This window comes from Pseudoalteromonas shioyasakiensis, from assembly GCF_019134595.1.
GTDB lineage: Bacteria > Pseudomonadota > Gammaproteobacteria > Enterobacterales > Alteromonadaceae > Pseudoalteromonas > Pseudoalteromonas shioyasakiensis_A.
The window spans coordinates 257,527-271,797 of sequence record NZ_CP077771.1 but is presented as its reverse complement, the minus strand read 5'-3'; the positions used below and the strand labels follow the sequence as shown (position 1 = coordinate 271,797).

The window sequence follows — 14,271 nt, the reverse complement described above, 5'->3', positions numbered from 1 at the left end:
ATTAACGAGTACGTGGGCAGATTTCTTCGTCAGCGAAGAAGTATGCGATTTCACGTGCAGCTGATTCAACAGCGTCAGAACCGTGAACAGCATTTTCGTCGATGCTGTCTGCGTAATCAGCACGTAAAGTACCAGCTAGTGCTTCAGCAGGGTTAGTAGCACCCATGATTTCACGGTTTTTAAGTACTGCGTTCTCACCTTCAAGAACAGTAACCATTACTGGACCAGATGTCATGAACTCTACTAAAGCACCGAAGAAAGGACGCTCGCTGTGCTCAGCGTAGAAACCTTCAGCTTTTTCTTTTGAAAGGTGAACCATTTTAGCTGCAACGATTTTAAGACCCGCAGTTTCGAAACGGTTGTAGATAGCACCGATGTGGTTTTTAGCAACTGCATCAGGTTTTACGATTGAAAAAGTACGCTCTAAAGCCATCTTTATGCTCCAATAATTTTAAATTTAAAAGGTTAAATATTAACGGGCGCGAATTATACGCGCTTTACGTGAAAATTCCTAATTTAATTAAATAGTCATTTGATGGCATTTTCATGAACCCTAACCATGTATAGCAACACGGGTATAAAGTGTGAGCGAATTTTAGCAGTTAAGTACTTGTTGTGGGCTATTTTATAGGCAATTATTAACTCAGGAAATTACAAAACTAATAAGGACAATAATGAAAAATCTTTTACTGGCTAGTTTACTTGCAAGCTGTTTAGCTGGTTGTAATTCAGACTCAGACGATGAGCTAACGTGCCATCCTTTTCCCCTGGCAATCGATATTAATAATTATGTTGTCACCCCAGGGCAAAACGAGGCTAACACAGCTCTCGCTTATGATGCCTATACCATAAAATTAGGCGGTGTAGGTGAAGGTGTTTATAGTGAAGGAGATGAGCCTGACCCTAATAAAGAGTATGCAGACTGTCCTATCCCAGCAGTGGTATTAGGTAGCGCGAATACCATTACAGCTATTAATATTTACTCAAGCTCTGATTACAACAGTGATTTCACCGCGGGTACGAGTTTAAATAGCCTGTTTGATATCACTGAGATGTTTGATAGTGATTTTGATTATTACAGTGATGGCAACTATGCCAGTGTTGAAGACTTCGCAAGCGTATTCCCCACGACTGCACCTATATTAATTGAATTAAAACCTAACCAAGCTCCAGAAGTTGAGAGTAGTCATATTTTTTATATCGATATTAGTTTTGCAAACGGCAAAACCTTTGCGCTTGAAACTGAAGAAGTGCAGCTGTTTTAGTTTATTATTTTTCACTTAATGTCAGCGGGTTTCTCTGCTGACATACCTAATCTCTACTCGCTTAGAACGTGCTCACTTAGCTAAGCTAATTGCTATTAATTTACCATTCCCATAATGCATCTAAAAATTGTAAAAAACCAACCTGTACCGTTAACCTTTCGTTCACTTTTGCGCGGGTAAGCTAATTGTTATTGATAAAGTGGTATTATTTTAAATTATTGAAAAAGATTTTATTTTTGCTTTTTCCTGTGAATTTAATCTATCTTTTCAGAGAAAAATAGCAACAATAAAATTGTAATCGAAATGTTAAATTTAAGTGTACAAAACGCTACATGGTTTTTCGTGAATTCCTGAACTTATTCAATCATAAAATATTAGTGAATTGATTTTTTCTAAACAAAAAATCTCACTTTCATTTTAATTTGAATAATCAAAGGAGAGAACAATGAAACTACGCAGTGCACTTTCTAAGTTGTCATGCGCGTCAGCTTTTGCACTTGGCACCATGCTGACTTTGAGCCCCGCAGCCAATGCAATGAAACTAAAACAACAAAACTTACAAGAGATGGCTGTTGAGTCACAGAGCATTATTGCTGGCCAGGTGGTAAGCGTAACAGATGGTTTTGATAACAATCGTCCCTATACCGAAGTGACTATTCAGGTTTCGTCAGATGCAAAAGGCAAGTTAAAAGACGATTCAAATTACACTTTTCGTCAGTTTGGCCTGATAAAACCCCGCTCTATGGGTAATGGCAAAGTGTATTTAGGCGCAACGCCTGAAGGTTTTTCTAAATGGCGTGAAGGCGAACAAGTGATTGCCTTTATGTATAAGCCGGCATCAATCACAGGGTTTCAAACGACCGTTGGCCTCGCTCAAGGTAAATTTGTAGTGCGCAATGGCAAAGTAGAAAACATTTTTGCTAACAAAGGTGTTTTTGAAGGGTTAGATACCAGCAGCTTATCAGCAGAGCAACAAAATCTCTTAACCACACCAGGTGCAGTCGATGTGGGAGTTTTTATGGGTTTAGTAGGTGAACTGTCTGGAGTACAACAATAATGAAATTTTCTAAAATCGCAGCAGCATTAACCCTTGCAACTATTTCAACAGGTGCGTTAGCCGGTGGCCCACTTTATATTCATGAACCGACAATGCAACCATACAAATGGGACACCTCAAAAGGCAGTATTCCAGTGTGGACAGATGGCGGCCAACTTATCAAAGATAAAGACGGTAACGATGTCGAAACCTTCACTGTACTTGAAAAAGGCACTGTATTTAACGTTGATGTTACCTTACCTGATGGCACAGTGATCCCTGCATACACTGAACTTGACCGAGATTATACGTTTTTAACGATTGAGCAAGCCAACAAAGTAACGGCGAATGCTGTGAAAGAGTGGTCTGATGTAGAAACGTCAACTTTCGAGATGTCAGTACAGGGCACGATTTTTGAGAAAACAGGCATTGCGGATGTGACTGCAGAAAATGTTGATCAAATTTATGGTGTTGAGAATGGTTATGGCTTTTGGGTCAATTACGACACTGATGGTGGCATTTTAGAAAACTATTTTGGTGTGCCGCGCAACTCGGTATTGGGTATTGCTTTCCCTGAATGGGCTGATGAAGAAACTGGTGAGATTATTGAAGCGACAGCTTTAATGAACGGCTGGTATGTTGATATTAATGATACCGATGGCACGCAAGTTGGTGGGGTATTCACCCATGAGTTTGGCCATGCGATCAATATGTCTCACTCGCAAGCAAATGGCCATTTAGTGTATATGTCGGCAAGCTATAGCCCGCAATATGATGGTGTACCAGGTTGTGAAGGTGTAACTAAATTTACCAGCTCTAGTATGCTTGATTTTTCTGCTATTGAAACAATGTTCCCATTTATTAATGTTCGCTCAACAGCAGGCTCTAACCAGCATACGATTAATGTAAAAGACGATATTGTTAACATATCTGACCTTTATCCTACGGCGCAGTACAAATCACAGTTTGGCTCTATCCAAGGTAAGCTCTTAACAAAAGAGGGAGTAGAGTACTCAGGGGTGAATTTAATAGCGCGTAACCTTGATAACCCTTACGAAGATGTGATCAGCCAACAGTCAGGTAATATGACACAAGGCCGTATCGGCCCAGATGGATCATTTACTATTAATGGTTTAACTCCAGGGGCACGTTATGCTCTTTATACACAAGAGATTAATGCCGGCGGCTACCCAACTCAGCAAACAAATATTCTGTCAGAAGCAGAGTATTGGAATGACAACGAAAGTGCGAACCCTGGTGTTGATAATGCCTGTGCAATGACCGAGATAGTTGTTTCAGCTGGTGAAACTAAACAGGTTGAAATGTTCTTCAACGGTTATCAAGATGGTATTCAATATACGCCACTGATTTCAGCGTTTGTAATGGATCACGCTAAAAACGGTAAAAAAGCACTTGGAACAACCTCTTCGGGTATTCCTTTCTTATACGACAGTGCGACTAATTCGTTTGATACTTTAGTAAGCCCTGATGGCTACGCTTTATTGAGTTCTACAAGCACAGCAATGAACAAAACAGCCACTAAAGCTGCCATTACCGCACACTTTAATGATAATGGCGTGATGCAAGGCGGTGTCTGGGATATAAACTCTGGCAAAGTATCAATGCTTGAAGATTTAACGGGGAATAGTTGCTCGCTTTCAAGTCAGCAGGGGCAAAGCTCACATAGCATCTGGGATATGGATGATGATGGTAAGCTGATTGTTGGTACAACACGCTTCCCCTATGATGGTTCAAATCGCTGTGCTGAAGGCGAAGCTGCGCGTTCACTCGGTATTCCAACCGTATGGGATGTTAAAACTGGCAAAGCTAACTTATTGCCAGGTACTAAGATGGTTGACCGTTCGTATGGTTCAGGTAAAGAAATCGCTCTAGTGGATGGTGATACCGAGATCCGTCGTACTGCATGGGCTCGAGCTGACCGTATATCAGGCAATGGTAAGACTATTACAGGTTCTACAAATGGCTTTACCCAAATTGCTTGGGTAAATGGTGAACTTGTTGATACTCATACCGAGTTTGGTGCGATTGATAACTCAGTTATTTCTGTTGATGGTCGCTATGTCGCGTTTGGTGCAATTGAAAATCGTCGCGCTGTTGGCGTTAAAGTTTGGGACACAGTATCAAATACCACAGAGCAAATTGGTAGCCTGCGTTGGTGTGACAACATTCCAGCGGTAAGCTTTTGGACTAACTACTGTGACCTAGGCTACAGCCATGAAGAGTTAGTTGAATTAGGTTTTGGCTTACCTTCAGTTATGGTACTTGATGCAAACGACGACTTGTCAGTAATTACGGGTCGTGCTGGTAGCCCATTAGCAGGCGGTTTTGTTGGTGCTATTTACCTTAAAGGTATTGGTTGGATGTCAACAGAAGAGTTCTTTGGTAAACAAGGCGTAACCGAAGCAAAAGGTTTGCTTACCGATAACATGTTTGGTTTAAGTGCGAATGGCTCTGAGATTATGGCTGGTGTGGCTGGACTAACACTGTCAATCGAAATTGATGCCAATAAAGCATTTGTATGTGATAACGGCCGCGATCGTGAGCTTAGCTTCCCTAAGCAAGTGGTTGAGGCAGTTAAACTAGGTGCTGAATTTGGTCGCTGCGCGCACTTAGACGACTAATATTTTGCTGTATTAATCATTAAAGACCCACTTAGAAAGTGGGTCTTTATTTTTTAATTAAACCGTATTAGAGAGTCTTCATGTTTAAAAAAATAACATTTAATGCAATTGTTTTGTTGGTTTTCAACCTCACCTTTTATCAAGCTAGTGCCCAAACCCATCAGGCTGCAAGCTCAATCAATAATGGGTTGAGTGTTCCTGAAGAACTTTTGACTACATGGGAGCTAGATGAGGCAGCTTCAATGGAATACGCAAAAAAGTCTGCGCACTGGAATGAACATATCGCTAATTTGATGCCGAAACTAATCGCAACAAATAAACAAATTAAGTACCGCTTTAATCAGGATGAAATGGTCACCATTCAGGCTGCAAAAGAGCACGAGCTTGCCATTAGTTTGATTAAGCAAACACTGACGTCATATAAATTCAAATTTGAATTCGACGATAAGCCAAAGCAATTGCAAGTGATAAAAGCCGCAGGTGGGCGGATCAATATTCAGGCCGATGGCCTACTTGGTTATCAGTTCTTATTGTGGAAAAAACGCCGAGAACGCTTAACTGGCGTATAAAAATATCAATGTTAAGGGCTTTGCTGTTAACATTAGCAAATCCAAACCAATTACCCTGGATAGTTAATTGAGTTTGATCTAAAAAGGTGGCCATAGGATTGGTCACCTTTTTTCTTTTTATAGGCTCACAGCTTGTTTGCTGAGTTTTCACCAATCATGATCTAGATCAATAAAATTACTGAGCAGGTTATTATACTGCCGCGCTTCATTATCGTATTAATTCATGCAACCGACTTGTACTCGGTTCGATGTGTGGAGCTTTCATGTCGTCACCTATTTTGACCCCTCGTCCTTTTACGCCTGAGTTGTTATCACCTGCGGGTAGTTTAAAGAATATGCGTTATGCCTTTGCCTATGGTGCAGATGCCGTTTACGCTGGCCAGCCTCGTTATAGCCTTCGTGTTCGTAACAATGAGTTTGACCTCGATAACCTGCAAATCGGTATCAACGAAGCCCATGAGCAAAATAAAAAATTATATGTGGTGTCAAACATCGCTCCTCATAATGCCAAGGTAAAATCGTACTTACGCGATATTGAGCCTGTCATAGAGATGCAGCCAGATGCGCTGATCATGTCTGATCCTGGGCTTATCATGTTAGTGCGTGAAAAATGGCCAGACATGCCGATTCACTTATCTGTGCAGGCCAATGCGGTGAACTATGCCACAGTGAACTTTTGGGCTCAGCAGGGGATTGAACGAGTCATTTTATCGCGCGAATTGTCGCTTGAAGAAATCGCTGAAATTCGTGAACTATGCCCAAATACAGAGCTTGAAGTATTTGTTCACGGTGCACTTTGCATGGCATATTCTGGCCGTTGTTTGTTATCGGGTTATATTAATAAACGCGATCCAAACCAAGGAACGTGCACTAATGCATGTCGTTGGAACTATGATGTGAAACCAGGCACTGAAAATGAAACCGGCGAAATGGTGCATAAAATCGACCCTAAAGCGGTGATCCCAACCCTAGGTGATGGTGCACCAAGTAATGAAGTGTTTATGCTTGAAGAGCAGGGTCGCCCTGGTGAATACATGCCTGCTTTTGAAGACGAGCATGGCACTTACATAATGAACTCAAAAGATTTACGTGCTGTTCAATATGTTGATCAACTAACGAAAATGGGCGTGCATAGTTTAAAAATTGAAGGCCGTACTAAGTCTTTCTACTATGTTGCTCGTACTGCACAAGTGTATCGTAAAGCCATTGATGATGCCGTTGCTGGACGTCCATTTGACGCAAACTTATTTAAAACCCTCGAAAACTTAGCGCACCGCGGCTATACCGAAGGGTTCTTAAAGCGCCATGCACATCAAGACTATCAAAACTATGAGTACGGTCATTCGGTGTCAGACAAACAGCAGTTTGTGGGTGAAGTATTAGGCCGCAACGATAATGGCTTAGTTGAAATTGATGTTAAAAATAAGTTCTGTACTGGTCATTCACTTGAGCTTATGACGCCAAAAGGAAATATCAACTTCAAGCTAGATTTTATGGAAAACAAAAAAGGCGAAGCCATTAGCGATGCAAAAGGTTCAGGCCATATTGTTAAAATTCCTCTGCCAGAAGATATCGATTTAGATCACGCAATTTTGATGCGTAATCTCGATGCCGACCAAGATACCCGTAATCCATTCAATAAAGCTTAATAGAAGATGCGCTAAGTCATACTTAGCGCATTGCTCTCATCTTTTTTTGGTATTTCACTGTCGTTACTAGTTATTTTTACTATCCTTTTTTCTAAGGGTATTAATTAAACATAGTCAAAAACTATAGTGAAATACGTTGTTCATCCATCACATAAAAAAGAGCTTTTACACACAGTACCTTATGTTGCGGTAGGGGTATTGTTGCTGGCTGTTGTTTTGCTACTCGAGCGATTAGGCCTTATTGCTGCTATTCCTTTTTATGTAGCAATGCATACGAGCGTCGAATTATTTTCAGTTGTGATCTCGTTTTTAATATTTGCGATTGGTTGGAATACATGGCACTTCACCAATAACTTCAAACTATTACTACTGTCTTGCACCATGTTGTGCGTTGCTATTTTTGATTCATTACACTTTTTAGCTTATGACAGCATGCATGAAGGCAATGCAGACATGAACTTGGTATTAAGTTTTTGGCTCATTGCTCGGTTGTTTAATGGAGCTGCTTTTTTAATTATTGCAGCAGGGATTTGGCTTAAATATAAACCGTTAAATGCGCGCGCCTTACTTACCTCTTTGTTGCTTTGTAGTTTGCTCATAGCAAGCACACTCTTTTACTTTCCTGATTTACTGCCGAACATATACATCGAAGGAGTAGGCGGTAGCTATATTAAGTTTTTAATTGAGTTACTCGTTTTAGCGCTTTACGGTGCTGCTGTTTTGATGTTTGCGACACAACTTCGTAAGCCCAGAAAAAATATAAATATTGCAGGTAAAACATTAGTTTGCCTATTAGCTATTTTAAGTGAGGCCTGTTTTGTGGTGTTTAATGATGCATCACACACCACCAACACCTTTAATTTTTTTGGGCATGTTTATAAAGGGCTCACCTACTTTTTACTGTATAAAATCCTTTTTGTTGAAACCGTCACCAAACCGTATGCAGCACTAGATAATTCCTCTAATCAGCTAAAAGCAACACTTACCGCACTGCCAGACTCTGTTTTTGAGCTTGAAAAAGACGGTACCTTTCGTGAAGTATTCAGTGATAACTCTGATAGCCATGTGTTTACTAAAGCGATGGTTGGGCAAAATATTAGTAGCATGTTTGCGAAATCAGATGCGCAAGATTTTATACGCACACTTATGGAGGCAAAAAAATCAGCTGTTTGTTTGGTTAATACTCTACCTATAAAGGTAAATGGTTGGGTTATTCATTTTGAATTTTCGATTACCTTGTTCGAACACGATAATGATGGCCCAACGTATTTAGTGAACGCCCGCGATGTGTCAGATAAAGTTGGGCGTATGGCGGCACTTGCTCAGCAAAGTAAATTTAATCGGGGTTTATTACAGCTAACCGAAATTTCGTTTCAAGACGATCAAGATGTGTTGTTGAATTATGCTGTAAACCAAGCCCTCGAAATTACCAATTGCGATGGCGCAGCCTTGTTTATTTGTAACGAACAAAAGCAACATGATTATCGAGCCCAGAAAGGTAATGTTTTTGATGTGTGCACTGAAAAGTTACAAGGCAAAATAGCGGGTGGGCAAGCTGTCATTGTTAACCGAAAACATGCGAAAGAATACGGGTTACCAAGTGATTCTAACTCATTGTTAGTGGTGCCAGTGATACGCCATAGTCAATGCCATATGGCCATTATTTTGCAGCATCAAACCAAGGTGTTTAGTGTGCAAGATAAAAACATGCTAACGGTTTGGGCTGAGTCAGTGTGGCAATGGTTTCATAAAATTAATCTAAACAAACGCATGCACATATTGTCTCAAGCGGTTGAGCAAAATCCACACCCCATTATGTTTACCAATACAGATGCAAAAATTGAGTATATGAATCGCGCTTACCTCGATATGTGTCAGTACGAGTATGATGAGCTAATAGGTCAGAGCCCGCATAAAATCAGTGCCGGTCAAACTGAGCTAGCTGTTTATCAAGCAATGTGGGAGCACTTAAAAAATCGACAAGCCTGGGTGGGTGCTTTGGTTAACATGACCAAGCACGGTAAAGTGATTGTTGAGCAAACTACCATTTACCCATTAAAGGATCAGCACGGGAAGGTGAGTAACTACATTTCGTTTCAGCATGATGTGACCAAAGAAGTCGAAAGTGAAACCCTTATACATCAACTTTCTTATTTTGATCAGCTAACGGGGCTTGCAAACCAAGACAAGTTGCAGATGGAGTTTGAGCAAACCATTAAGCTTCAAGCTGATGCAAAAGTAGCCTTTATTTTAATTGGTTTAGACAACTTTAAAATTCTCAATAAAGCATTGGGTATGGCAAGTTGCAACCTTGTATTACAAAGCTTGAGTGCGCGAATTTGTAACTTTATGGGTGAGCAGATTATGGTTGCACGACTACAAGGCGACCGCTTTGCATTTATCACGCCTTATACTTCCACTGGCGCTATAAATAAAAGTACTCACGATTTATTAAAAGTGATCAGTGAGCCGCTGACAATTAATGATGAACTCATTGTTGTTACAGCATCGGTCGGGGTTTCCCTGTTTCCAATTGATGGTAAAGAGTTTGAGCTGCTATTGCAGATGGCCGAGTCAGCGATGTTTGAGGTTAAACGGCAGGGTAGAAACAATGCGTTATTCTACGCCGAAGAAATGAATAAATCTGGGCTTAGGCAATTACAAATCATCAATGCCCTTAATTATGCCCTTGAAAATAATGAGCTTTATTTAGTCTTTCAACCACAAATAGATATTGCATCAGGCGCTGTGGTGGCTGTTGAAGTATTATTACGTTGGCACAGCGAAACATTAGGCAATGTATCACCTGCTGAGTTTATTCCCATTGCTGAAAGCAGTGGCCGCATTAGCGAAATTGATGACTGGGTATTTGAAAATACCGTTAAAACAATTCGCCAGTGGCAAGACGACAACATGCCAGCAATGACCTTTGCAATAAATTTATCTGCAACGAAGTTTGTTAAAAAGCAGCTGCTTGGCGATTTAATCTCTGTATTACAAACTTACTCTATTGAGCCTGAATGTATTGAACTTGAATTAACGGAAACTATTGCCATTGGTAACCCTCAGTTTGCTTTAAGTACGATTACAAAACTGCGTGAAGCCGGTTTTAAAATGTCGATTGATGACTTTGGCACAGGCTACTCATCAATGAATTACTTAAAAGACTTTGCTCTCGATAAGCTAAAAATCGACAAATCATTTATTGATGATTTAGAAAACCCTAGTGAGGCTGACAAAGCAATTGTTAAAGCTATGATTGATTTAGCCAGTGCGTTAAATATGGAGTCAATTGCTGAAGGCGTTGAAAGCGAGCAGCAGCTGAACATACTTAAAGAGCTTGAGTGTTCTCAAGTACAAGGCTATTACTTCAGTAAACCCCTGCCAATTACAGTGTTGTATGAGTTTGTGAAGTCACCAAGTTTTTCAAGGTAAGCCTACTTTCTAAATTGACTGGCAAGCTCTGCAAGCGACACTTCAGCAAAACGTTTTAATAACAGTGCTTCTGCATCATCCATTGCGTTTTGCAGGGCGCTGTTAACTGTATGTTCGATAGGGCAGTTGCTGTGCTCATCGGTTAGACCAATTACAAAAAGGCTCTTTTCGCCAAGCGATTGGTGAATATCAAATAAGGTGATGTCTGTTAAGGGAGTAGCCAGTAGCAAGCCGCCATTGTGACCTTTTATTGCCGATACATAACCCGCTTGACGCAGTAACGCCATTGTACGGCGCACGACCACAGGGTTGGTCATAAACATGTTTGCTAATGTCTCTGATGTGACAGGGTGACTTTAACTGTTTAAATGGATCAGTACATGTAAAACCCGTGATAGTCGGCTGTCTTTTCTCATCTTAAATCGTCAATATGCGTTTTTTGCAGTGTATTCACGAACTGCTTAATATTGACCGTTTGAATGACCAAACTAACGCTCACTAAGCCAATTCCAAGCCAGCCAATTTGCTGAAATTGCTCATTTAAAACCACTATAGCCAGTATGGTGGCGATGATAGGCTCAAGTAAAGTAATGAGCACGGCTTGGCTAGCCGCTATGGTTTTTAAGCCAATACTAAATAGCCAATAACCTAAAAACATCGGTACTATGGCCATGTAAAGCGCCACGCTGGTATTGGTAACTGTGGCAAAAAGTGTATCTCCAGTGATCAATAACGAAGGCAAAAGCACACACGCAGCGCCGCCAAATAAGCTTGCCATAGTCGCTCTTGAATGAACGCCCTTGCTAATTAAACGTTTGGCAACCCATGAATAACCCGCATAGGTAAGCCCTGCAATTAAGCCAAGTAAAATGCCGATGTTTTGGCTAAACAGCCCTTTAGTAGCAGGGTTATACTCTTTACCTAACGCGATTAAGCCAATGCCAATCGCACCAAAGCAAAAGCTGACTAGCCAGCGGGTTGCAATGGGCTTTTTCTCAATTAAGTATTCTAATAAGACGGTAAATAAAGGGGCGCTGGCAATCGAAACAACGGTGCCAATTGCCACACCAGCGCTATTCATAGAGGTATAAAATGCCAGCGGATAAATAGCCACACAAGCTGAACCAAGTAGGGTTAGACTGTAGTGCTTACGCAGTGTACTTGCATTGTTTATTAGCTGAGTTAGTGAGGTTAGGCAAAGTAATACGCCGCCAAACCCCATCGCAAACGCACCTATTGCAAAAGGGCTAATGTCTGGTGCAAAGCTTGCGGCTGTGCCTGTTGTGCCCCAAAACACACTGGCAACTAAAACGGCAATGGTCGCGATAGTATGGTTCATTGATGATTCGCTTTAAATATAAGATATCAAAAGCATAATCAAAATCGATGCACAGTTTTTGACAAAAAGGACGGTTTTGTTGGCGTTAAAAACTAAAGTTATTTGTTGAATTTACTCGGTGATAGGCCAAAGTACTTTGAAAAACTGCGGCTAAAAGATGAGAGCTCATTGTAACCAACTAACTCACTAATACGCTGTAACGGGTAGTCGGTATGACTCAGCAAAGCTTGGGCTTTTTCCATTCGCTGTTTAGTTACATAGTTCATGACAGTCAATCCGGTTTGTTGCTTAAACAGCAGTTTAAATTGCGTTGGGCTTAAACAGGCAATGCTGGCAAGGTGTTTGATTTGAAGAGGAGTGCTTAAGTGGCTGTCAATATAAAGCAGTGCCTCGCTAATTCGGCTGTCGACCTTGGGCTGCATAATTTGCTCAGCTAGCAGCAAATTGAAAGTGTTAAACATGGCAAGTTCTAACTCATTATTAACCGCTTGCTCAAGCTGCTTTGCCACAAACTGCAAAAATGCCCAAAGTGATTGATTAATTGCAAACACGCAGCGCTCAGCATTAGTCAGGTTATCAGGTAGCTTTGGCATATCGGCCACCACAAATCGTGCCTCTGGCATTGCGGTAAACTGGTGTGTTTGCGAGGCTTTGACAACCACGCATTCACCGGGGGCGACTTTACCTTGAAAATCACCGACACTAATGGCTATCACACCTTTTAAGGGCAGTACAAGTTGATGATAGTCATGGCTATGACTAACAGGCTTAGTACTGTAAGAACGAATAGATAGATTGCCTTGCATCATTTTGTGATAACCGTTTGCTGAATAACGCTATTATGCCTGTTTGCGAGGGATGATCAATTTTAGGCCATTAACGGGGTTAGCACATGCTCGTAGGCAATCATTAGCGCGACATAAATCAACAAAACAGCCATCAGTTTATTAAACACATTAAAAATACCCGGTCGTGATACTTGTTTGCCAAGCATTAAGCCCGCTAACGAGTAACTTGTAGGAGCACCAAAAGCAAGTATGGCTAAAATAAGAGACCAAAATACGATTGCAGCGCCGGTAATATCTGCGCTTGGGAACTGAATCGTAGCAATTGGCAAAGTGGCCACCAAGGCTTTTGGATTTAATAGCTGCATAAACAGGCCATCGAAAAAGCTAAGTGAGGCATCCGCTGAGGTATCACTCACCTGTACTTTTGCTTTTGCGACCTTCCAAGCAATATACAAAATATAGCCGCAACCAATTAAGCTCACATAAGGCAAAAACTGCGGGTTGATCACTTGTAAGCCAAGGTAGCCAAGCAGCACAAATAAGATAAACATCGCGCTACCCACGCCGATAAAAAAACCAAGGTGTGAACGTGTTTGTTTATTTAAGCCACTGCTTAAACCGAGTAAATTGATTGGCCCAGGGGTGTACATAATGCCAATAGCATATGCAAAAATATCTGCCATAACAGCTCCAAATCAGTCATTTAGCTCTATCTACGAGCCCATTGCAGTTGAAATTGTTTTGGTGTCATACCGAATACTCGTTTGAAGTTACGATTGAGGTGACTGGCATCTGCAAAGCCAGATTCAACCGCTACGCTGGTGGCATCGCGGCCAACCTGTAACGCTCTACGGGCATAATTAATACGACAGTTCAAAACATATTGATGTGGAGTAATACCGAAGTGCTCGCGAAAGCGGCGGATAAAATGAAACTTCGACATAGTGGCGGCATGGGCAATGTCATCAATAGAGATGTCATTGTCGATATTTGCCAAAATATAGTCTTTTGCGCGCAGAAGTAAGCTATCAACTCGGGTGCTTAAAGTCGGTAAATCAAGGCTGCCGTTGAGCCTGACTAAAGACTGTGCCATTTGCAATACTGCAGCTTCTCGCTCTATTTTGCTGGTGCTATTGGTTTGTAAAAGCATTGATAAGTTAATCACTTGATTACGCAGTAATGGATCAGCATACAAGGTGTTTGCCATACGTAATGTGCAGTCTTGCTTATACCCTAGTGCTTTGAACAAAGGCTGAAATTCATCGGGATGAATGTACAGCATTAGATACTCTAGGTTTTGCTCAGTGCCAGAGTGACCATCGTGAATATCTTCAGGGTTAAACAAAATGACATTGCCAGGTACGCTTTTATAAAACGCATTACGACAAAAGAAATCTTGCCGCCCCTGTAGAGTAATGCCAATTGAATACTCTTCGTGAGCATGTTTTGCATAGGTAAAATCACTCATAGTCGCAGTCAACATCGAGATGCTCTGATGCTGTTCGTTGTTGATGTACTTAAAGTGATTGTCTTTGCTCACAGATGCTC

11 protein-coding genes and 1 pseudogene are annotated in these 14,271 nt (G+C 41.1%); 6 read left to right on the top strand and 6 right to left on the bottom strand.

What is annotated here, in order from left to right; translation table 11 throughout:
* Window position 1: 1 nt before the first annotated feature.
* Window positions 2-433 carry a nucleoside-diphosphate kinase gene (gene ndk, locus KQP93_RS18720; RefSeq protein ID WP_036972405.1) on the bottom strand — a complete coding sequence of 144 codons (432 nt, stop codon included), beginning with the start codon at window positions 431-433 and terminating at the stop codon, window positions 2-4.
* A gap of 241 nt (window positions 434-674) precedes the next feature.
* Between ndk and KQP93_RS18715 the strand changes: the two genes are divergently transcribed.
* The 6 genes from KQP93_RS18715 (at window position 675) to KQP93_RS18690 (ending at window position 10,596) form a co-directional block, all read left to right on the top strand.
* Window positions 675-1,265 carry a hypothetical protein gene (locus KQP93_RS18715; protein ID WP_217877328.1) on the top strand — a complete coding sequence of 197 codons (591 nt, stop codon included), beginning with the start codon at window positions 675-677 and terminating at the stop codon, window positions 1,263-1,265.
* A 445-nt stretch (window positions 1,266-1,710) separates the two neighbouring features.
* Window positions 1,711-2,322 carry a hypothetical protein gene (locus KQP93_RS18710; RefSeq protein ID WP_217877327.1) on the top strand — a complete coding sequence of 204 codons (612 nt, stop codon included), beginning with the start codon at window positions 1,711-1,713 and terminating at the stop codon, window positions 2,320-2,322.
* Entirely contained in the window at window positions 2,322-4,943 is a 2,622-nt protein-coding gene (locus KQP93_RS18705; protein ID WP_217877326.1) for a hypothetical protein, read from the top strand. The genes KQP93_RS18710 and KQP93_RS18705 overlap by 1 nt, the downstream gene beginning before the upstream one ends.
* A gap of 80 nt (window positions 4,944-5,023) precedes the next feature.
* Window positions 5,024-5,512: a hypothetical protein gene (locus tag KQP93_RS18700; protein WP_217877325.1), complete on the top strand. Its 489-nt coding sequence runs from the start codon at window positions 5,024-5,026 to the stop codon at window positions 5,510-5,512.
* A gap of 263 nt (window positions 5,513-5,775) precedes the next feature.
* Window positions 5,776-7,161: a prephenate-dependent tRNA uridine(34) hydroxylase TrhP gene (gene trhP, locus KQP93_RS18695; protein WP_217877324.1), complete on the top strand. Its 1,386-nt coding sequence runs from the start codon at window positions 5,776-5,778 to the stop codon at window positions 7,159-7,161.
* 126 nt (window positions 7,162-7,287) lie between these two features.
* Complete coding sequence (locus KQP93_RS18690; protein WP_217877323.1) at window positions 7,288-10,596, top strand: bifunctional diguanylate cyclase/phosphodiesterase; 3,309 nt, start codon at window positions 7,288-7,290, stop codon at window positions 10,594-10,596.
* A gap of 2 nt (window positions 10,597-10,598) precedes the next feature.
* On the opposite strand, the pseudogene KQP93_RS18685 reads toward KQP93_RS18690, so the two are convergent.
* The 5 genes and pseudogenes from KQP93_RS18685 to KQP93_RS18665 all read right to left on the bottom strand — a co-directional run bounded on the left by KQP93_RS18685 (window position 10,599) and on the right by KQP93_RS18665 (window position 14,263).
* Window positions 10,599-11,012, bottom strand: a pseudogene (locus KQP93_RS18685) (Rrf2 family transcriptional regulator).
* Window positions 11,009-11,935, bottom strand: coding sequence for a DMT family transporter (locus tag KQP93_RS18680; protein ID WP_217877322.1), 927 nt, complete (start codon window positions 11,933-11,935; stop codon window positions 11,009-11,011). Before KQP93_RS18680 ends, KQP93_RS18685 begins: the two are co-directional and overlap by 4 nt.
* A gap of 98 nt (window positions 11,936-12,033) precedes the next feature.
* A complete protein-coding gene (locus tag KQP93_RS18675; protein ID WP_217877467.1) occupies window positions 12,034-12,741 on the bottom strand; it encodes a helix-turn-helix domain-containing protein in 708 nt (235 codons plus the stop codon).
* A 62-nt stretch (window positions 12,742-12,803) separates the two neighbouring features.
* Window positions 12,804-13,406, bottom strand: a complete 603-nt coding sequence (locus tag KQP93_RS18670; protein WP_217877321.1) for a LysE family translocator — start codon at window positions 13,404-13,406, stop codon at window positions 12,804-12,806.
* A 26-nt stretch (window positions 13,407-13,432) separates the two neighbouring features.
* Window positions 13,433-14,263: an AraC family transcriptional regulator gene (locus KQP93_RS18665; protein ID WP_217877320.1), complete on the bottom strand. Its 831-nt coding sequence runs from the start codon at window positions 14,261-14,263 to the stop codon at window positions 13,433-13,435.
* Window positions 14,264-14,271 lie beyond the last annotated feature (8 nt).